Source organism: Pseudomonas sp. PP3, assembly GCF_905336995.1.
Classification (GTDB): domain Bacteria; phylum Pseudomonadota; class Gammaproteobacteria; order Pseudomonadales; family Pseudomonadaceae; genus Aquipseudomonas; species Aquipseudomonas reinekei.
Genome location: NZ_HG995459.1, coordinates 2,602,629 through 2,622,133, shown reverse-complemented (window position 1 = coordinate 2,622,133; position 19,505 = coordinate 2,602,629). Strand labels below are relative to the sequence as shown.

17 protein-coding genes and 1 tRNA gene are annotated in these 19,505 nt (G+C 55.2%); 12 read left to right on the top strand and 6 right to left on the bottom strand.

Annotated elements, in window-relative coordinates:
* Window positions 1–115 precede the first annotated feature (115 nt).
* Together KHO07_RS12090 and KHO07_RS12085 are read left to right on the top strand one after the other, a co-directional pair.
* Window positions 116–2,122 (top strand): hypothetical protein, encoded by a 2,007-nt coding sequence (locus tag KHO07_RS12090; RefSeq protein WP_212627313.1) that lies wholly within the window; start codon window positions 116–118, stop codon window positions 2,120–2,122.
* A gap of 76 nt (window positions 2,123–2,198) precedes the next feature.
* Window positions 2,199–3,413 (top strand): hypothetical protein, encoded by a 1,215-nt coding sequence (locus tag KHO07_RS12085; protein ID WP_212627312.1) that lies wholly within the window; start codon window positions 2,199–2,201, stop codon window positions 3,411–3,413.
* 75 nt (window positions 3,414–3,488) lie between these two features.
* Here the strand turns inward: KHO07_RS12085 and KHO07_RS12080 are convergent, their stop codons facing one another.
* Window positions 3,489–4,382, bottom strand: a complete 894-nt coding sequence (locus KHO07_RS12080) for a DMT family transporter (protein WP_212627311.1) — start codon at window positions 4,380–4,382, stop codon at window positions 3,489–3,491.
* Window positions 4,383–4,517: 135 nt separating this feature from the next.
* Between KHO07_RS12080 and KHO07_RS12075 the strand changes: the two genes are divergently transcribed.
* Window positions 4,518–4,955, top strand: a complete 438-nt coding sequence (locus KHO07_RS12075; RefSeq protein ID WP_150734403.1) for an Lrp/AsnC family transcriptional regulator — start codon at window positions 4,518–4,520, stop codon at window positions 4,953–4,955.
* A 58-nt stretch (window positions 4,956–5,013) separates the two neighbouring features.
* Complete coding sequence (locus KHO07_RS12070; RefSeq protein WP_150734404.1) at window positions 5,014–5,343, top strand: YceK/YidQ family lipoprotein; 330 nt, start codon at window positions 5,014–5,016, stop codon at window positions 5,341–5,343.
* A 58-nt stretch (window positions 5,344–5,401) separates the two neighbouring features.
* On the opposite strand, the gene KHO07_RS12065 is transcribed toward KHO07_RS12070, so the two are convergent.
* Window positions 5,402–6,073 (bottom strand): Bax inhibitor-1/YccA family protein, encoded by a 672-nt coding sequence (locus KHO07_RS12065; protein WP_008006561.1) that lies wholly within the window; start codon window positions 6,071–6,073, stop codon window positions 5,402–5,404.
* Window positions 6,074–6,196: 123 nt separating this feature from the next.
* Between KHO07_RS12065 and KHO07_RS12060 the strand changes: the two genes are divergently transcribed.
* The 6 genes from KHO07_RS12060 to KHO07_RS12035 all read left to right on the top strand — a co-directional run bounded on the left by KHO07_RS12060 (window position 6,197) and on the right by KHO07_RS12035 (window position 13,328).
* A tRNA-Ser gene (locus KHO07_RS12060) sits at window positions 6,197–6,284 on the top strand.
* 297 nt (window positions 6,285–6,581) lie between these two features.
* The gene (locus KHO07_RS12055; protein WP_150734570.1) at window positions 6,582–7,097 is read left to right on the top strand and encodes a sigma-70 family RNA polymerase sigma factor; all 516 of its coding nucleotides are present in this window, start codon (window positions 6,582–6,584) and stop codon (window positions 7,095–7,097) included.
* Window positions 7,084–8,064 (top strand): FecR domain-containing protein, encoded by a 981-nt coding sequence (locus KHO07_RS12050; RefSeq protein ID WP_212627310.1) that lies wholly within the window; start codon window positions 7,084–7,086, stop codon window positions 8,062–8,064. Before KHO07_RS12055 ends, KHO07_RS12050 begins: the two co-directional genes overlap by 14 nt.
* A gap of 118 nt (window positions 8,065–8,182) precedes the next feature.
* Window positions 8,183–10,573 (top strand): TonB-dependent siderophore receptor, encoded by a 2,391-nt coding sequence (locus KHO07_RS12045; protein WP_212627309.1) that lies wholly within the window; start codon window positions 8,183–8,185, stop codon window positions 10,571–10,573.
* A 459-nt stretch (window positions 10,574–11,032) separates the two neighbouring features.
* Window positions 11,033–12,373 carry a putrescine-ornithine antiporter gene (potE, locus tag KHO07_RS12040; protein WP_212627308.1) on the top strand — a complete coding sequence of 447 codons (1,341 nt, stop codon included), beginning with the start codon at window positions 11,033–11,035 and terminating at the stop codon, window positions 12,371–12,373.
* Between the two features lie 49 nt (window positions 12,374–12,422).
* Window positions 12,423–13,328 carry an amino acid ABC transporter substrate-binding protein gene (locus KHO07_RS12035; protein WP_212627307.1) on the top strand — a complete coding sequence of 302 codons (906 nt, stop codon included), beginning with the start codon at window positions 12,423–12,425 and terminating at the stop codon, window positions 13,326–13,328.
* Between the two features lie 149 nt (window positions 13,329–13,477).
* Here KHO07_RS12035 and KHO07_RS12030 read toward each other — a convergent pair whose 3' ends face one another.
* From KHO07_RS12030 to KHO07_RS12015, 4 genes are all read right to left on the bottom strand, one after another.
* Window positions 13,478–13,696, bottom strand: a complete 219-nt coding sequence (locus KHO07_RS12030; protein ID WP_150734466.1) for a hypothetical protein — start codon at window positions 13,694–13,696, stop codon at window positions 13,478–13,480.
* 370 nt (window positions 13,697–14,066) lie between these two features.
* Complete coding sequence (locus KHO07_RS12025) at window positions 14,067–15,302, bottom strand: saccharopine dehydrogenase family protein (protein WP_150734467.1); 1,236 nt, start codon at window positions 15,300–15,302, stop codon at window positions 14,067–14,069.
* A 29-nt stretch (window positions 15,303–15,331) separates the two neighbouring features.
* Entirely contained in the window at window positions 15,332–16,429 is a 1,098-nt protein-coding gene (locus KHO07_RS12020) for a carboxynorspermidine decarboxylase (protein ID WP_212627306.1), read from the bottom strand.
* 150 nt (window positions 16,430–16,579) lie between these two features.
* A complete protein-coding gene (locus KHO07_RS12015; protein ID WP_150734469.1) occupies window positions 16,580–17,464 on the bottom strand; it encodes a LysR family transcriptional regulator in 885 nt (294 codons plus the stop codon).
* A 166-nt stretch (window positions 17,465–17,630) separates the two neighbouring features.
* On the opposite strand from KHO07_RS12015, the gene KHO07_RS12010 reads away from it, so the two are divergent.
* Both KHO07_RS12010 and KHO07_RS12005 read left to right on the top strand, forming a co-directional pair.
* The gene (locus tag KHO07_RS12010; RefSeq protein ID WP_212627305.1) at window positions 17,631–18,986 is read left to right on the top strand and encodes an MFS transporter; all 1,356 of its coding nucleotides are present in this window, start codon (window positions 17,631–17,633) and stop codon (window positions 18,984–18,986) included.
* A gap of 15 nt (window positions 18,987–19,001) precedes the next feature.
* Complete coding sequence (locus KHO07_RS12005; RefSeq protein ID WP_212627304.1) at window positions 19,002–19,457, top strand: type II 3-dehydroquinate dehydratase; 456 nt, start codon at window positions 19,002–19,004, stop codon at window positions 19,455–19,457.
* Window positions 19,458–19,505: the final 48 nt, after the last annotated feature.

Genomic DNA, 19,505 nt, shown 5'->3' with positions numbered 1-19,505 from the left:
TTTGTGATCATGGCGACCTCAACAATCACTTCAATGAGCTTTTTTTAATAGCCCATAGAACACCCTTTATTAGAATGACGCGCCCAATAAAAGCAAAATACAACAAGGACGCTAAATGTTCAGCTCGAGCCTCAAATGTTTTCAATGCACCACCCCATTCAAACTCATACAAGCACAGACTGCTCAAGGTGATAAGCAACTAATTTACGACGACAAAAATCAGCTAGCCTATTTACTTGAAGAAACAAAAAACACGACAAATCCGGCTCTCCAGTTCAAAAAAATATCATATTCAGACATACAGAATCTGAATATAAAATCTATTACCAAAATCATTCAGTGCAACCCTGCGGAAATGCTAAAGGAACCTGGCCTGGTACGTACTGTTTTAGCTCAGTATACAAACAGCACTTCAATCCCCAATCGCTTTAGAGCAATCACCGATTTAAATGAATTGGAGAAAACACAGTATAAACAGATCTCAGAAATTCCTTCGACTGACGCGCTTCGTTGCACATTACTATCATTGATAGACGAGGATTTAAAAGAGCCCTTCCATTCGATTCTGAATGAGTGGTCAAAATTCGGTGTATCTGTCAGCGAAATTGACGTCAACACCTTTGAGAACTTCAAAGCATTTTACGATGAAGTCATGAACGACCATGCCACCCAAAAAGAAGACTACACAAAGCTTGACTTTGCCACGCAAAATATCAAGCCACGTATAACTGACAGCCGTTGCCTTGAGTCCAAACTTACACCTTTTCAAATCTTTAAGGCTGCCTACCAACTGGGTGACATTCCCGCCGTGTCAAACTTCCGATTCATGGACAACCCAGCCAGCAAAGATGACGGCAAATACAGGGAATGGATGTTTCATTTTGACAACAGTAACTACGCAGCAGAGTTCAAACTCATCACCACGCGCGTAAAAGGAACTGCGCAGGCCAACAGAGAACAGTGCCTGGCAGCGTTCCCCTATGACACCACAGCCTCCATTCGTTTCACACAAAGCGAAGCAGCCACAAAGTTTCCAAACCTGCAGGATCTGGAAACTGAATTCCGCGGTGTGCCCGGTGCGCGCTATGTAGTGATTCAGAACCCGGATAACGATACGCCACTGGAAACCGGTATTCGAACCGAGATGATTGTCCATCATCGGTCGGCCAGCAGTAGAGACGGGCAGGACCAAGGCGAATCCAGAAGTTCTGAGTTAATGACTTTTCATGGACTGGACCGATGCAAGCCTTTCCTTTCGGGCGAGGAGTTATCGCAAGCGAGAAATTTGACGCCGTTACAGACCTTCGTACTGGGCGGTTTCAAAACCACCGGCCCTGAAAAATTCATGGAATGCCTTACCTCCGAGAAACAGGCTCTCAATTCACAAGTTCGAGCGCTCATTGAGGGCCGCAAATTCAAACCTCTTCAAAGCCTGACCGTCGCAAAATTTGAAAACTCCGCCACAGTAGTGACCAACAAACTTTTGTTCGACAAGCAGATGAACACCTACGAAAACCTTCCAGAGGTACTCGAAAAAGTACCGAGCCTTGCAGATGAAAGTGCTTGGCAAGCAGGAACGCTGAGAAGGATGATTCCGAAGCTGATGAACTATGACCAGAACGCAGAGCTTAAGCCTGACTGTACAGAAAACGATGCATTCCCCGCCCGCACCCAGCTCAGAGAGAGAACCAATGAGGCCTTTTTCAAACCACTGGAAAGGGATCTCACCCAAGTAAAATTTTCTACAGAACAAAAAAATCTTCTCCCACTCGAGAAAATCATAGACGTCGCGCAAAACATCTACGACCTTTACAGCACCTACACCCCTCTTTTAAAAGCCGTCCATCCAGGCAATCAGTTTGTCAGTTTATTCGAAAGCCGCGCAGCGCTTGCGAAGGAATACATCGAACAATTTCGATCCAGGGCCACCCTGCCTGAAACCCATCAGACACTTACTCTCTTCACATACTACATGCTTGACGATCTGGACAGCGCCAGCCAGATATTTTCCGCCAACAACATTAGACTCAACATCGCATCAGACGAAATAACAAAACAAAAAACCCAATTACTCCAGCACTTCATCACCCTTCGTATATTGGAAGATAGAAATAAAATATAACCCACATCTCGTTACCTCTAGAAAAATAGAGGCACTCGCCTCTCTACTTCCAGCACAGTAAACAAGGCCAGGACCAATGATCGGCAGCGATTACAGATCAGCCGTAAATACATTCTTTCCACTCACGCCAAGGATTGAGGCGCACTCAACGCACCTGACGGAAAAAAAAGACAGCCGCGACCATACTGAAATGAACCAGGTGCGTGGACACAGCAGTAGCACTATTGAAAAAATGACTCATCCGCTTGCTCAGCCTGACGACAAGGATCATTTTTCTCCATACATGATCGATCTGCTCGGTAGAACCAGAACATTAGCCTTCGCTGAAAAAGCACTTCAAGCGCCGAGAAAACGGTTGCTTGATACACTTGGCATTGATGACACGCAACATCGAAGCCGTGAAATTCGACTGTATTCTGATCAAGCCGCGATTTCCAGATTCTACTCATACGCAGTCCAGCCGGTTGCACTGACATTGAATGGTCGCCCTTTCCTCGAACAGGTGCCCACCAATCCATACTTTCAAGGGCAAAAAATCATCACACCTGATCCCAGGATTTGCAGGAGCGAAGAGAAGTCACGGAAACTGGATCTGCTGCGTTGCAAGTCCCGGGACGATAGTGAAATAGCGTTCAACAAAGCGCCAATAGAAAGACTACAGCAGTACAACAACACAGTTTTTTTAAACGAAACCCGACGGCGCGAGAAGGAAGACCTGTCAAATAAGGCGACTTATTTTACCGAGATGGCTGAGTTCCTGATTCAGCGGGCAAAACCGGGAGATTTCATCGTCCAGAATGCCCTCGAAAGCAGCAACGATAAAAACACCCCGCACTTTCAGTTCATTCCTGATCAGGTCCCCCTCCCCATCTTCTCTCGCACACCTCCACACACAGACAATCCCAACCCACAAATACTCGATTGGCACCTGCCGTCGATGTGCGAGACGGTTGACTTGCAGCATGCTGACTGGAGAGAAAAAATCGCTCAATTACAGGCCACCTGTCAGCATCTCTTAACCGATCAGCACATCAGCACCACTCCGCTTTTTAGAATGATGGAGGATGATCAAATCAAGGTTTATCTCGTTTTCAAAAAAGACTGTTCATCCGTATGGAAAATGACGCCAGAAGATACGCAGCTATCACCCGGATGGCTGGAAGCTTGTGGCGTCTTCATCACCGATTCACCCAAATCCGAGGCATTCAATAACAACGGAGCGCAAAACTACTATGCCACTCACAGCGTGAGCACAGCGCAGATCACAACGTTCTTTGATAGCACAAACTGAACAAATTTCTTCAAGTTGTCCGCGACACACAAAAACACGGCGAAGTACTCGCTGCGCCTTGTGTGTCTTTATCGCTCACTGAGTGACAGGCCGCCGAAATTTCAGGCTCCAACCCTGCTGCATACCCGCAGCGGCCAGCAGAATCGCGGCGACTCCGACCCATTGCAGCAACTCCAGAAGGTGGCCAAAGGCGAACCAGTCTACGAAGATCGCCGCGATCGGATAGATGAATGACAACGCGCCGGTCAATGCGGTCGGCAGCTTCTGGATCGCGCCATACAACAGCACGTACATCACGCCCGTGTGCACGATGCCCAGCGTAATCAGGCTGGCCCACGCACTCGGCGATTGTGGCAAAGCCGAAAAGTGGGCAAACGGCGCGAGTAACAGCACGCCGGTGCTGACCTGAATCAGCGCGATCAGATGCGGTGGCGTGCCCGTCAAGCGCTTGATGATCAACGCGGCAATCGCGTAAAGAAAGGCTGCACCCAACGCCAGCGCAATGCCCAGCAGGTATTCGTTGCCACTCTCGCCCTGCCCTCCATGGGCACTGACAATCGCCAGCATCCCGAGAAACGACACACCCAGCCACGCCATTTTTGTCAGGGTGATTTTCTCGTTGAGGAACATCGCCGCAAGGCCCACCAGCATGAACGGCTGAACGTTATAAACCGCGGTGCCGATGGCAATCGAAGCACGAGAATACGAGGCGAACAACAGCACCCAGTTGCCGACAATCGCCCCACCACTGAGCACGGCCAGCAGGAAGGTGGTACGGGTCAGAATCCCGGGACGCAAGAAGCCAAACGCTGCACAAATCAGCAGCAAGGTGCCGGCCCCGAACACGCAGCGCCAGAACACCACATCCAGTACCGGTTGCCCTGAAACCAGCACGAACCAGCCGATGGTTCCGGAGATCAGCATGGCGGCGGTCATTTCGAACGAGCCGTGACGTATTGATTTGTCCATCTTCAAACTCCCTTGTTGATGGGCAAATTATGCCGATCAGCCGAGGCGCTTCTCCAGCGCAAAAATAAGGATAAACTCGGTATCTGCCTTTTATGCGAAGGCATTTCCGAAAATCTGCCTAATAGAGGATTCGTCATGACTGATGACATCGATCAGGTTCTGATCACGGCACTGATGGAAGACTCGCGACGCTCGCTCAAGGCCCTGGCGCAAATCAGCGGTTTGTCTTCACCCAGCGTTGCCGAGCGCCTGCGGCGCCTCGAAGAGCGTGGTGTGCTCAAGGGTTACACCGTGGAAATCGACCCGAAATATTTCGGTTACCAATTCCAGGCCATCGTGCGCATACGCCCGCTACCAGGCCAGTTGCAGGAGGTGGAACGGCAAATCATCGCCATACCCGAGTTCACCGAGTGCGACAAAGTCATCGGCGACGACTGCTTCATCGCGCGCCTGCACGTACGCTCGATGGAACAACTGGACACCCTGCTCGATCGCCTCAACACCTACGCGGAAACCAACACCGCCATCGTCAAGAAAACCCCGGTCAAGCGCCGGTTGCCGCCGATGGCCTAGGTGATAATTGATCTTGATTGATGCAAACTGACGGTCGATTCGACAAAGGACTGGCGGTATGAAAATTCAGGCAACGCTATTGGCGGTTTTGATGCTCACGGGATGCGGCACAGTCCAGACGGTGGTTCGCGGTGATGAGGTGGCGGCGAAAAGTCTAAAGGAGCAAAAGAGCTACTGTGGCGCCATTCCGCGGATCTACAGCGGCGTCACCTACGACTTTTGTGCATTGAACGCCCCGCTGCAAAATGGACGGGATGCCGACAAGCATGACAGTGCTCCGGCCATTGTACTGCTGGACGTGGTCGTTTCCGGTGCGCTCGACACCCTGCTGCTGCCCTATACCATTTACCGCCAGCAGGCCGATGGCAGCATTATCATCAGCGAGTAATCCTGAATTGCAGCCAATAAAAAACCCGCCGAAGCGGGTTTTTTGTCAGTGCCGACGATCAGTCATCGCGGCTCATGATGCCGAACAGCTGCAACAAGCTGACGAACAGGTTGTAGATCGATACATACAGGCTGATGGTCGCCATGATGTAGTTACGCTCGCCGCCATGGATGATGGCGCTGGTCTGGAACAGGATGCAGACCGAGGAGAACAGCACGAAACCTGCGCTGATCGCCAGTTGCAGGCCGCTGATCTGGAAGAAGAAGCTCGCCAGCGTTGCACCCAGCAACACGAAGAAGCCTGCAGTGATGAAACCGCCGAGGAAGCTCATGTCCTTGCGGGTGATCAGTACGTAAGCCGACAAGCCGCCGAATACCAGTGCCGTCATCGCGAATGCCGAGCTGACGACTTCAGCGCCGCCCTGCATGCCCAGGTAACGGTTGAGGATCGGGCCGAGCAGGAAACCCATGAAACCGGTCAGGGCAAATGCCGACACCAGGCCCCAAGCGGAGTCACGGAGTTTGTTGGTGAGGAAGAAAAGACCGTAGAAGCCGATCAGCACCACGAAAATATTCGGGTAGCCAACACGCATCTGCTGAGCAACGAAAGCCATTACACCGCTGAATGCGAGGGTCAGGGCGAGCAAGCCGTATGTGTTGCGCAGGACGCGGCTAACCTCTAGCTGCTCAGCCTGCACGCTGTTATTAACTGCGTAATCCTGTTCGCGCATGGCGACACTCCTGTTGGTTTGAAACGTTCAGTCGCAAAGATCATAACAGACGCCCTGTAACAAGCCATGCAGAGAGTTTGACAGTGTGTTTCATTCAGGTATTATGGCGCCCGCAACGCAAACGGAGGTGTGGCCGAGTGGTTTAAGGCAACGGTCTTGAAAACCGTCGACTGTAACAGGTCCATGAGTTCGAATCCCATCGCCTCCGCCATCTTTATACGACAAAGCCCTGATTTTTCAGGGCTTTGTCGTTTCTGGCATTCAGGAAACTGGTTCCTCTCTCTATGGATCGTTTCCGCATTTTTTTGCTTATTTGCGCAACCCTGCCCTTCTGACACCGTTACGTTCGCCCATCAAATCACACTAAGCAGAGCGCGTTGGTTGCATTGACTGTGGTCGTTAGGCAGCCACCGCCCAAAAGCGAACACTGAGCGTCACGTATTTGCCTATGGCCTATCGCGTGAGTAGAATGCGATTAATTATCAATTATGTATTTGCCGGGATTCCGATGCGCAGCGACGAAACACTAGGTACTGAAGATCTAGGGCTGCTCTATCGCACCCACCACTCGTGGTTACACGGCTGGCTAATCCGACGCATCGGCTGTCGCGATAACGCAGCAGATTTGGCGCAGGACACCTTCGTACGTCTGCTCAAATCCCGTCAGTCCAGCCCCTTGCGCGAACCACGCGCCTATTTGAGCAGTATCGCCCGCGGGCTGATGATTGATCAGTATCGTCGTCGCGAACTCGAACGTGCCTACCTGGAAAGCGTCACGTTGCTGCCTCAACACGAGGTTCCCTCGGAAGAAAGCCGGCTGATGATTCTTGATGCGCTCGAGCGCATAGACCGCATGCTCGGTATGCTAAAACCAAGAGTTCGCCAGGCGTTTTTATTTGCCCGACTCGACGGTCTGACGTGCGCGCAAATAGCCGAAAAGCTGGGTGTTTCCCGAGCGACCGTGGAACGCGACCTGGCCACGGCCCTGCAACACTGCTATCGCTTGCGTTATGTCGAAGCGTGAGCCGCAGGCGCTCGATCCGGCCATTGTTGAGCAGGCGATCCAATGGCTGGTGCGCCTTCGCTTCAATCAAGTCGATGAACAAACACAACGCACTTTTGAGCACTGGCTGCAGCAGCGCCCAGAGCATGTGCTGGCGTGGCAGCGCGTGGAAACGCTTGGGGATGAATTCGCAGGCGTGCCAGCTCAACTGGCCCGACAAACCCTTGATGGCACCCATCATGGAATGCGGCGGCGGGAAAGCCTGAAGCTACTGGGCATATTGGCTACTGTTGGCACGGCAGCCTGGCTTGGCCGGGACTACACACCCGTACCCGCCCTGCTTGCGCAGCAGCGCAGCAGCACCGGCGAACAACGACGCTTCCAACTCGATGATGGCAGCCTTATCCAGCTCAATAGCGACAGCGCTGTCGACAGCGATTTCGACCCCCAGCGACGCCTGATCATCCTGCGACGTGGTGAAATCATCGTGAATGTCGGCACGGATCAACACTCGCCTCAAGCGCGACCGTTCTGGGTGCAATCACGTGACGGGATCATGCGCGCTCAGAGTTCCCGCTTTCTGGCACGCGAGCTTGACGATGGCACTCTGGTCGCGGCTCAGGAAGGATCAGTCACGGTTTTCCCCGGCTCCAGTCAAACGCCTGCGAGCCGCACTGTCCAGGCAGGAAATCAGCTGCTGTTCACATCAAGTGGCGCCCGAACGTTCAGGGACAACGGCCTTGATCTATGGAGCTGGGGTGACGGGGTGATCAGTGCGCGCAATATGCGCCTCAATGATTTCATCGTGGAATTGTCGCGTTATCGCCCCGGGGTATTGCGCTGCGCCGAAGAGGTCGCTGATCGTCGCGTTTCCGGCACCTTCCAGCTTGCCGACAACGATCAGGTCCTGGCTTTGATCGCCCAGTCACTGCACTTGCACATTGATTACCGAACCCGATATTGGGTGACCGTGACCGCTGCCACCTGAATCCATCAGAATTTTGTACTACCTGAAATATAATGAGGTGGTTTCTCATTCTCGTTCGACCTCTAAGGAAGGCCGGAATACAGGCCAGTCTGCCGATGTCCTTTCTTGGAGCGAGTAAATGAGTTCGTCCCCTGTTTCACAGCGCCATCCATTGAATCGTGCCTTGCACGGTGCGATTTTGGGTTTGATCGTGAGCAGCTACGCATTGCCGTCGCTGGCGCAAACGTCAAGCGCTGAGCACAGCAATCAAGTCAAGCAGTGGAACATTGCTGCGGGCCCACTGGCGCCGGCGCTTGACAGCTTTGCGCGCGAGGCTGGCATCAGTCTTTCCTTCGACGCGTCGAATGTAGTGAACCGCACCACTGCTGGCGTGAATGGCACGCTCGATACGTCGGCAGCGCTGTCATCGTTGTTGCAGGGGAGCGAATTGCAGATCGAACAGCAAGGCCCGAATGCTTACCTGCTGGTCCCTCAAGCAGAGCCCGCCGGCCCGCTGGAGCTCGACGCAACGGACGTCGAGGACTACCGCATTGCCCCCCTCATCATCAATGCCAAGGTCAGGGTCAGTGCCGACGACGACGCCAACTCGGTGGTCGCCAAGGAGCTCTGGGTTGGCGGCAAGGTGGCAACCAGCATTCTCAATACACCGGCATCGGTGTCGGTTGTGACCAACAAGGAAATGGAGCAACGCAGCGTCAGCACCACGGAAGAGGCACTGCAATACACGCCGGGCGTGGTCAGTGACTTCTATGGTACGGATGACCGCAACGACTATTTCCAGATCCGGGGCTTCCAGGCTACCACCTACCGCGACGGCTTGACCTTGAGTTCGATGCGCGGCGTACGCGAAGATCCATTCGCTTATGAGCGCATCGAGATTCTGCGTGGCGCCAACTCCACGCTGTTTGGCCCTGCGGACCCGGGCGGTTCGGTGAATTTCGTGACCAAACAGCCGCGCTTCGAGCAGTTTGGCCAAGGCTATGTGACCTACGGTTCGTTTGACCATGTCGAGACAGGCATCGATGTGGGGGATGCGCTGAACGACGAGAAAACCTTGGCTGGCCGCTTTACTGCCAAAGGCCAAAACAGCGACCGCGAGTACGATCACTCACAGGACGACAACCGGTTGGTGATGGGAGGCCTCACCTGGGCACCCACGGATTACACGTCGGCCACGATGATTCTGGACTACCTGAAAACCGAGAGTTCGCCCAACAGTGGCGGTTATCCGCTGGATAAGGAGTACGACCGTAGCAAGTTTTATGGTGAGCCCACCTACAACTTCCACGATGTCGAGCGCACCAGCCTCAGCGGTAATGTCACCCATGACTTCGACAACGGCTTCGTACTGCGCAGCAATCTGCGTTACAGCAAATTGACCGATGATTTTGGCTACGTTTACCTCAGCGACAGCGCCGCACGTGTCGGTACTACCGTTGACCGCTATCAGTTTGGAACGGACAGTGAGGCCGACCAGTTCAACGGCAATCTGATGCTGCAATACGATGCCCGCTTCGAGAACATCGACAGCAGCAGCCTGGTGGGCGTGGAGTACCTCGATTCGACCACCAAGGAAAGCTCGGTCTACGCCCTGACGACCCCGATTGACATTGCAAATCCCGTGTTTACTGGCGTGTCACGCTCAATCACGCCGTATGCCGTCAACAAGCGAGACGCGACCACCAAGGCCATATTCCTTCAGCAGAACCTGTCGTTCTACGAGCGCTTCATCGTCACCGCGGGTATGCGCAACGACTCAATGGACCTTACTAGCAAAGGCTTGCAATCCACTGAGAAAGACAACTTCTCCGAAACCTCCTACCGAGGTGCATTGACCTATATCGTCAACGATGAGGTGTCCACCTATGTGAGCATGGTGGAATCCGTCTCGCCGCCGCAGGTTGGCGTAACACCGCAGACGGGCAGGCAGTACGAAGTGGGTGTGAAGTATGCGCCGATGGGGATGGACGCACTGTTCTCCGCTGCCGTTTATGACCTGACCCAGGAAAACGTCACCATCGCCGTGGTGCTGCCGAGCGGCATCATTGAGCAACAGACGGTGGGCGAATCGCGGGCGCGTGGCCTCGACCTGGAGGGCAAGGCGCAGGTGACGCAGAACCTCAGCCTGATCGGTGGCTATTCCTATATGGAGTCAGAGGTACTGCGCGGTTCGTTGTACGACGGCAGCTCCCTGAAGGGTAATGAATTCACCACGGCACCCAAGCATTCCGCTTCGCTCTGGAGTTATTACGACGTGCCCGGCACTGATGTCAGCGTTGGCTTGGGTGCGCGCTACGTCGGCTCTTATTACTTCGATGCAGCCAACTCCGGCAAAAGCGATGGCACCACGCTGTTCGACGCCGCCTTCAAATACGAGATCGCCAAGGGCACCGACCTTGCGGTGAACGTCAGCAACCTGCTGGATGAGCAGCATGTGGTCGGTTCCGGCACAGCGAACTTCTACAACCCGGGTCGCGAGATTACCGCCAAAGTGAGTTACAACTGGTAAGCAGGCGAGTAAGCCTGCCGTTCAAGTATCTGGCGTCGTCGGAGGTCAAAAACAGTGCAGCACCGGCGATTTCTTCAGGTTGTGCCATGTAGCCCAATGATGTGACAAAGAGCAGGTGCAGTCTCCCCTCTCGCCAGCTACCTTCTTATTGAACAAAAGCACGACCTGCTCAAGGCTGCTACATGGCTTGAGTGCCAATCCATGGGTCTCACGGCTGGCAAATCGTGCTGATTGATAATTGTCAGAAACGCCAACGTCTGCCGGCACTAGTGTTGTGACGAGAGCGTGACGGGGCGTCAGTCCGAACCACTCTGACAGAGCAAAGAATGGATGGCAGCATGAGCGTTGTCAGGCAGTTGGTCAGAATGCCCCTCGCCATTTTCGTCGGGAGCCTGAGTCAGGTTCCCGGTGCGTTCGATGGCTGAGCGGTGACGCGTTGCGCAAATCGAGGGGTTTCCGATGACCGATTCAAGCAAGAAAATGAGCCTCATGGGGCTCACCACACTGGTGACGGTAAACATGATGGGTTCAGGCATCATTATGTTGCCGACGAGCATGGCCCAACTCGGGGCCGTTTCTTTGTTGTCATGGATCGTCACCGCTGTCGGCTCCATGGCCATTGCGTACTGCTTTTCCCAATGTGGCATCTACTGTCTGCGCTCAGGTGGGTTATCCGCCTACACCGAAGAAGCGCACGCAAAATCAGGATTTTTCCTGTGCTCGTATCTGTATTTCCTGTCGCTGGCCATCGCCAACGTGGCGGTGGCCATCTCCGCAGTGGGATACATGACATCGTTCATGCCTTGGCTGGGAAGCGGCGCCATTCCCTTGTTCATCGGAACGGTCGGCTTGCTCTGGTTAACCACCGTGGCTAATTTTGGCGGCCCTGGCATCACGGGCAGGATTGGCGCGGTGACTGTCTGGGGGGTGATCATCCCGGTAGCAGGCTTGAGCATCATCGGTTGGTTCTGGTTCAAACCCGATCTGATAATGGCCGCCTGGAACCCGAATGACCTGCCGATATCCGAAGCGATCAGCAAAGCAATTCCTCTGACCCTCTGGGCCTTTCTCGGCATGGAGTCGGCTGCCCAGGCCTCTGATGCGGTGGAAAACCCCAAGCGCACCGTGCCGCTGGCGTGCCTGTTCGGCACACTGGGGGCAGCCGCGGTCTATGTACTATCGACGACGGTCATTCAGGGCATCATTCCCAATGCCGAACTGGCCAACTCTTCAGCCCCTTTCGCGCTCGTTTATGCGCATATGTTCAACCCCACGGTCGGCAACATCATCATGGCGCTCGCGGTGATGGCTTGTGTGGGCTCACTGTTGGGCTGGCAGTTCACTCTGGCGCAAACCGCCAAGATGACGGCTGATCAGGGCATGTTCCCAAAACTGTTCAGCAAGGTCAGCGCACGCAATGCCCCCATCGTCGGGATGCTGGTCTGTGGCGTGCTGCAGACCTTGATGGCGCTGTCGACCATTTCGCCCAACGCGAGTGCGCAGTTCGGAAAACTCGTCAGCCTCGCTGCCGTGACCAACCTGATCCCCTATGTGACGGCGGCTACCGGGCTGCTGGTCATGATGTACAAAGCCAAAGTCAGCGCAGGCGTATACACGCGCAACACCCTGGTGTTAGTGGTTGCGGTGGCCTATTCCTTGTACGCGCTGTATGCCTGCGGCAAAGACGCCGTGTTCGGCGGCGTCCTTGTCCTGGTGTTCGGCTACTTGCTCTACGGGCTCCTCGCTAAACGTTTTGTCGGCGTCTCCGCGCCCGCTTCCCTCCGGGTCGATAACCCTTGATCGCAATCTTCAGGACAGCACAGACATCTGAATTCGAGGAAACCCGCGCATGAACGTGAAACTGACAAAAGCCAACAACCTGCTGCTTGTCTGCCTGGTTACGCTGCTACCGGTAATGGCCCATGGCAATACGCTTGAGCGCATACGTACGAGTCATACTTTCACCCTCGGCTACTTGCCTGACTTCGCGCCTTTCAGTGATCAGGCAGCCGATAAAGCCAGCGGTTATGCCATCGATCTCTGCCTGAAAATAGCCGAGAAGGTCAAGACCGACCTGAATTTGCCCGAGCTGAAAATTCAGTACCAGCCTGTCTCTATGAGCGACGAGATGACTGCCGTCAGTTCGGGAAAAATCGACATTCTCTGTACGCCCACCCCACCCACACTGGCGCGGCGCAAGAGGGTCAGCTACTCGGTGCCGATCTACACCGCCGGTCTCTCGGCAGTGGTTCGCCAAGATTCATCCGATGCCCTGCTCAATGCGCTGGATGGCAAGGTGGCTCATACCGGGCCAACGTGGCGAGCCACTGTGAACCGTGGTCTGTCCAATCAGACGTACGCCGCCATCGCTGGCGGTATAACCGAGGCGTGGATACATCAGCAGATGCGATTGCTGGGTGTTGTGGCCACTCTGGTGACAGTAGAGAACGCAGAGGCAGGTCTCAAGCTGGTTGCCGATGGCAAAGCCGATGCGTTCTTCGCTGAGCGCATGATGCTCAAGCATCTGCTGAGCAGGGATTACCCTGCTGGAAACCTGGTGGTCCTGGAGCGGATTTTTGAGTACGCACCGACTGCAATGGCCGTGGATCGAGAGGATGAAGATTTCCGTCTGCTGGTCGACACCGCGCTCAGTGAAATGTATCGCTCCGGCGAGATTGAACAGGCATTCGACAAATATCTGGGCGGGGCCAGCGATGCGGCCAAAAAGCTATTCAGGGTCTATGCAATACCGTAATGACAAGCTAGAAATCTCGGGCGCTGTGAACACAGAATGCCTCTGCAATCTGGCGCATTGACTTGCATTCGCTCGCTCGAAACATCGATACGCTGCCTGACGACTATTTAGCCAGAGCGTGAAGGAAAAACCCGGCATGACGCGCGCTTTCAAGCAACTTTCAACGTCTCGACACGCACCCGCCCATCAGCCATGAGCTGCAAATACTCTCGCCATTTTTTGAAAGCTTGCTGCTGCCGGTTGCAGGCTGACAGCCACTGGGCGCCACCGATGAGTTCGACTGGGATGGACATCATTTCCCCGATTGCGAAATCAAGTTCATTGGCGAGCTCACGCCCATTCGGCAAATCGAGGATTAGTGGTCGCATGAGAAACCTGTGTTTTTATTGGGCTAACTCATCGACTTGTCAATTTGTTGAACGTGCGTGAGCTCCGACGAACGGTTAACCCTTAGATTGCCGAAAACACGCACAAAACAAAAACGCCGCTCAAAGAGCGCAATGCTGTTCAGTTAAGAGATAGAGCGAGCAATCAGTAACCTGTGGCGAGGGAGCTTGCTCCCGCTGGACTGCGTAGCAGTCCCATTTTGGGGGGCGCTTCGCTCCCCAGCGGGAGCAAGCTCCCTCGCCACAGGTACAGTGTTCGTCCTTAAATGAACAGCATTACGCTCAAAGAGCGGCGTTTTTGCGTATGGAGCCAGGAACCAGATTCACCTGTCTGCAGGGAGTCTCAGGCGTTTCAGTTCCAGGGGCGGTCTCCATTCTCGTCCTTGATGCGGGTCGGCAGGCCCATGACGTCCAGCGCCTTGAGGAACGGCTCAGCCGGCAGTTCTTCGACGTTGGCCATACGCTGCACATCCCACTCGCCACGGGCAACCAGCAGGGCTGCGGCGACAGGTGGTACGCCAGCGGTATAGGAAATGCCCTGGCTGTCGGTTTCGGCAAAGGCTTCTTCGTGGTCAGCCACGTTGTAGATGAACACTTCGCGCGGCTGGCCATCCTTGGTGCCCTTGACCAGGTCACCGATGCAGGTCTTGCCGGTGTAGCCAGGTGCCAGCGAACTCGGATCAGGCAGCACGGCCTTGACCACTTTCAGCGGCACAACTTCCAGGCCTTCGGCGGTCTTGACCGGTTTCTCGGACAACAGGCCGAGGTTCCTGAGTACGGTGAACACGTTGATGTAGTGCTCGCCGAAGCTCATCCAGAAACGCACGTTAGGCACGTCGAGGTTCTTCGACAGCGAGTGCACTTCGTCGTGACCGGTCAGGTACAGGTTCTGCGACCCTACGACCGGCAGGTCGTCGGTGCGTTTGACTTCGAACATGGTGTTGCTGGTCCACTGGCTGTTCTGCCAGCTCCACACCTGCCCGGTGAATTCGCGGAAGTTGATTTCCGGATCGAAATTGGTGGCGAAATATTTGCCATGGGAGCCGGCATTGACGTCGAGAATGTCGATCGAATCAATGCGGTCGAAATACTGTTGTTGCGCCAGTGCGGCATAGGCGTTGACCACGCCCGGGTCGAAACCCACACCGAGAATGGCGGTGATGTTCTTCTCTTGGCACTCTTCGAGGTGATTCCACTCGTAGTTGCCATACCAAGGCGGCGTCTCGCAGACTTTGCCCGGTTCTTCATGAATGGCGGTGTCCAGGTAAGCGACGCCGGTATCAATGCAGGCACGCAGCACCGACATGTTCAGGAACGCGGAACCCACGTTGATAACGATCTGTGATCCGGTTTCGCGGATCAGCGCCTTGGTTGCTTCCACATCCAGGGCGTTGAGCGAGAAGGCCTGGATATCGGCGGGCACTTTGAGACTGCCCTTGGCCTTGACGCTTTCGATGATGGCCTGGCATTTGGAGATGTTGCGCGACGCGATAGCAATACGACCGAGTTCATCGTTGTGCTGCGCGCACTTGTGGGCCACCACCTTGGCGACACCTCCTGCACCAATGATAAGAACGTTCTTTTTCAATTGCTTGATCTCTCCTTTAATTTGTCCGCTTACGAAAGGCTGGACAGGTAGTCTTCATAACCAAATTCGCGAACCACTTCGACTGTACCGTCGAGTTGTTTCACTACGATGGACGGCATTTTCAGGCCGTTGAACCAGTTCTTCTTGACCATGGTGTAACCCGCGGTGTCGATGAACGACAGTCGATCGCCAATAGCCAGCGGGCGATCAAACTGGTACTCGCCGAAGATATCGCCGGCAAGGCAAGACTTGCCGCACACCATGTACGTGTGATCACCCTCGCTCGGCGCCAGCTTGGCGTTGAGGCGATAGATCAGCAGGTCAAGCAGGTGCGCTTCGATGGAGCTGTCCACCACCGCCAGGTGCTTGCCGTTGTACAGGGTGTCGAGCACGGTCACTTCCAGCGAGGCACTGTTGGTGATCGCCGCTTCGCCCGGCTCCAGGTAAACCTGCACGCCGTATTTCTGCGAAAACGCCTTGAGGCGCGCACAGAACTCATCCAGCGCGTAGCCCTCACCGGTGAAGTGAATGCCGCCGCCCAGGCTGACCCAGCTGACCTTGTGCAGCAGCGAGCCGAAGCGCTCTTCGATGGTGGTGAGCATCTGGTCGAACAGGCCGAAGTCGCCGTTCTCGCAGTTGTTGTGGAACATAAAACCGGAGATCTGGTCGATAACGCCTTCGATCTTCGCCGGATCCCAGTCGCCCAGACGGCTGAACGGGCGCGCCGGATCGGCCAGCAGGTAATCGGAGCTGCTCACCTGCGGGTTAACGCGCAGGCCGCGGGTCTTGCCTTCCGAACGCTCGGCAAAGCGCTGCAGCTGGCTGATGGAGTTGAAGATGATCTTATCGCAGTTATCGAGCATCTCCTCGATCTCGTCGTCGGCCCAGGCCACGCTGTAGGCATGGGCTTCGCCAACGAATTTCTCGCGACCGAGCTTGAGCTCGTACAGCGACGACGACGTGGTGCCGTCCATGTATTGCTGCATCAGGTCGAACACCGACCAGGTGGCGAAGCACTTGAGTGCCAGCAAGGCCTTGGCGCCGGATTGCTCGCGCACGTAGGCAATCTTCTGCATGTTGACCAGAAGCTTTTGTTTATCGATGAGGTAATACGGTGTCTTGATCATTTCGAGGCCTCCGGCAAGGCCAGCCAAAAAAGGATGCGCATTGTGCCCGCACTGGCCGCAGATCGAAAGAGCAGCGCGCAAAAGCAGCGTTATTTGGACAACGCTGCGACGGAGGTCGTTTGGTTAATCACGTCGGTGAAACTGAACCCTTCATCCCCAACCATGGGCTTCTTCAATAAAGTGCAACACCGCGCTTGAGCGTTCATCAATACGGGAAATAAGTGACAGTTCACTGACCATTTCCGGTTGGGCCAACGGCACAATGCGAATCCCCGGCATGGTCAGTCGCGTCATCGCTTCAGGGACGATACTCAGCCCGATCCCGGCGGCCACCAGCCCGGGGATACTCATCAGTGACGGTACATACATAATATTTTCCGGGTGCAGCTGGTTTTGCCGGCACGCCTGGAGTGTGTGGGATGTCAGGCCGATGCCGGCAGTGTCCTGAAGAAAAACGAACTTTTCGTGCCGCAGCATCGCCAGGTCGCCGGTGAAGCTTTGCGCGAGTTCATGGTTGTCGGGAATCAGCAAAACCAGCCTCGACTGACTGAAATGATGGGTGCGCAAACGATCTGGCAAGTGGTCTTTGAACACCCTGGCAAACGCCAGGTCCAGCTTATGGTCGAGCAGCATGTCGAACTGCATGCGAATGCCGGCGTCCACCAGCGACACTTTGACCTCGGGGAATGTACTGAAGTAATGGCGCAGCAATTGCGGCAGGTTGGCTTCGAACAGCGCTGAGTGGTAGCCGATGTTGATCTCGCCCACTTCACCGCGCCGGGCGCGGCGTGCGGCCGCGGTAGCCAGTTCACTGGACTCTATGGACTGCCGCGCATGGGGCAGAAAGGCTTCGCCGGCAGCGGTCAGCGCCACGCCCCGGTTTTCCCGACGGAATAGCGCCAGTCCCAGCTCTGACTCCAGGGTACGCATCAATTGACTCAGTGCCGGCTGCGCGATGCCCAACTGTTCGGCCGCCCGACTGAAGTGTTGCAGATCGGCGGCCACGACAAAGGCTTTAAGGTGACGCAATTCCATCAGGCTTTCCCATAAGGCTGGCTTATTGATTTGTCGCTATTTCGATAATTATTCTGCAAGCAGGATCGGTTAACGTCTACACACTTCGACACATCCCGCGAATTGCCGTTGTTCGAGCGGGATCGTGCAGGTACCCATAACCATAAAAACAATGACGAGCATCTCTATGAGCACGATCAGTAACGAGACTCATGACTTGCGAATGCCTCGCAAAGCAGTGACCGCCGCAACCATTGGCACCGCCCTGGAATGGTTCGACTTCACGCTGTACGGCGCAATATCCGCGACCATTCTGCCCAAGCTGTTTTTCCCGGCGATGGAACCAACCGCAGGCCTGCTCGCCTCGCTGGCAACCTTCGGTGTCGGCCTGGCCGCACGCCCATTGGGTGCGATTACCTGTGGCTACCTGGGTGACAAACTCGGCCGCCGCAACCTGATGCTGGCCACCGTGACCATGATGGGTCTGGCGTCGGTGCTGATGGGCCTGTTGCCAACTTATGGTCAAATCGGCGTCTGGGCACCGATCCTTCTGGTGCTGCTGCGGGTCATTCAGGGCTTCGCGTTGGGCGGCGAGTCCACCGGCGCTCAACTGATGGCGCTGGAACACGCCTCCCCCGATCGCCGCGGACGTTATTCCGGCATGCTCGGCCTGTGCTCACCGCTCAGTCAGATATTGGCCAACGGCGTGTTAATGGGCCTGGCAGCAACGCTCTCAAGCGAGCAATTCGAAAGCTATGGCTGGCGAATCCCCTTCCTGATGAGCTTCGTACTGGTGGTGGTCGCGATCTTCATCCGCTTGAAAGTCGATGAAACGCCGGCCTTCGTTGCCTTGAAAAAGAACCCGGTCAAACAGGAAAAGAGCCCGCTGAAATCCGCCGTGGGCAGCCACTACAAAACCATCCTGCGCCTGATGCTGTTCTTTTGCTCGCCCGCAGCGCTGTTCTATCTGATCGTGATTTTCTCCCTCAGCTACCTCACCAAGCACTTGGGCTTCAGCCAGTCGACAGGCTTCATGTCGCTGATGGTGGCCAACATGTGCGCGATTTTCGGTGCGCTGGCCGGTGGTTATCTGTCCGATCGTTGGGGCCGTAAAAAGGCGCTGGCATTTGGTTCGTGCATGACCTTGCTGATCCTGTTCGTCTACTTCCCGATCCTCAATACGCTGAACGTCCCCGCCATCATGGCAATCATGGGGTTGTTCCTCGGGTTCACCCAGTTTCAGAGCGGCATCCAGCCGGTGGCTTTTGCCGAAGCGTTCCCGACCCAGGTTCGTTATTCAGGTTCCGCACTGGCCTACACCGGCGCCAACCTGGTGATCGGCGGCCCGATGCCGATGATCGCGGTCTACCTGATGAGCCAGTCGAACAACTCGCCGTGGCCCCTGGTGACGCTGTGTGCGGTGATCAACCTGATCTCGCTGGCGATGATCGTCATCGGTCCGGAAACCCGCGGCATCGACCTCAACGCCGTTGCCGAAGACGACACCGTCGACGCGCGCGCCACCGCCCTTCTTTCCAAATAACGCAGCAGGACGTCCATGAACCGCACTGTCTTCATCCTCAACGGCCCTAACCTCAATCTGCTGGGTCGTCGTGAGCCACACATTTACGGCCACACCACGCTCGAACAGATCCGGCAAAGCAGTGAAAGGCTGGCCGAGGAACTTGACCTGGTATGCGACTTTCGCCAGACCAACCACGAAGGCGTGATGGTCGACTGGATTCAAGAGGCCTTCGAGCAAGGCGCAGCAGTGATCATCAACCCGGCCGGTCTTTCGTTCCATTCGATTCCGGTACTGGACGCGCTGAAGTTGCTCGACGCGCCGCTGATTGAACTGCACCTGTCGAACATCCATGCACGGGATGAACTGCACCGCCACTCGATCATGTCTGGCGTAGTCAACGCGGTGATTTGCGGCATGGGCGCCGACGGTTATCCGCTCGCAATCCGGGCTATCGATGACTTGCTGCGTCGTCAGGCAGCCAACAACTAACCCCCTCCCCGGACGCTTACCCGCGGCCCCTCGGCAAGTGATTGCCAG

Bases quoted from the DNA above. Each gene is read 5' to 3' on its own strand.
- KHO07_RS12070 (WP_150734404.1), top strand. From the start codon at position 5,014: ATGAAAATTCAGGCAACGCTATTGGCGGTTTTGATGCTCACGGGATGC.
- potE (WP_212627308.1), top strand. From the start codon at position 11,033: ATGACCGATTCAAGCAAGAAAATGAGCCTCATGGGGCTCACCACACTG.
- KHO07_RS12030 (WP_150734466.1), bottom strand. From the start codon at position 13,696: ATGCGACCACTAATCCTCGATTTGCCGAATGGGCGTGAGCTCGCCAAT.
- KHO07_RS12065 (WP_008006561.1), bottom strand. From the start codon at position 6,073: ATGCGCGAACAGGATTACGCAGTTAATAACAGCGTGCAGGCTGAGCAG.
- KHO07_RS12020 (WP_212627306.1), bottom strand. From the start codon at position 16,429: ATGATCAAGACACCGTATTACCTCATCGATAAACAAAAGCTTCTGGTC.
- KHO07_RS12045 (WP_212627309.1), top strand. From the start codon at position 8,183: ATGAGTTCGTCCCCTGTTTCACAGCGCCATCCATTGAATCGTGCCTTG.
- KHO07_RS12035 (WP_212627307.1), top strand. From the start codon at position 12,423: ATGAACGTGAAACTGACAAAAGCCAACAACCTGCTGCTTGTCTGCCTG.
- KHO07_RS12090 (WP_212627313.1), top strand. From the start codon at position 116: ATGTTCAGCTCGAGCCTCAAATGTTTTCAATGCACCACCCCATTCAAA.
- KHO07_RS12075 (WP_150734403.1), top strand. From the start codon at position 4,518: ATGACTGATGACATCGATCAGGTTCTGATCACGGCACTGATGGAAGAC.
- KHO07_RS12015 (WP_150734469.1), bottom strand. From the start codon at position 17,464: ATGGAATTGCGTCACCTTAAAGCCTTTGTCGTGGCCGCCGATCTGCAA.
- KHO07_RS12005 (WP_212627304.1), top strand. From the start codon at position 19,002: ATGAACCGCACTGTCTTCATCCTCAACGGCCCTAACCTCAATCTGCTG.
- KHO07_RS12080 (WP_212627311.1), bottom strand. From the start codon at position 4,382: ATGGACAAATCAATACGTCACGGCTCGTTCGAAATGACCGCCGCCATG.
- KHO07_RS12050 (WP_212627310.1), top strand. From the start codon at position 7,084: ATGTCGAAGCGTGAGCCGCAGGCGCTCGATCCGGCCATTGTTGAGCAG.
- KHO07_RS12010 (WP_212627305.1), top strand. From the start codon at position 17,631: ATGAGCACGATCAGTAACGAGACTCATGACTTGCGAATGCCTCGCAAA.
- KHO07_RS12055 (WP_150734570.1), top strand. From the start codon at position 6,582: ATGCGCAGCGACGAAACACTAGGTACTGAAGATCTAGGGCTGCTCTAT.
- KHO07_RS12085 (WP_212627312.1), top strand. From the start codon at position 2,199: ATGATCGGCAGCGATTACAGATCAGCCGTAAATACATTCTTTCCACTC.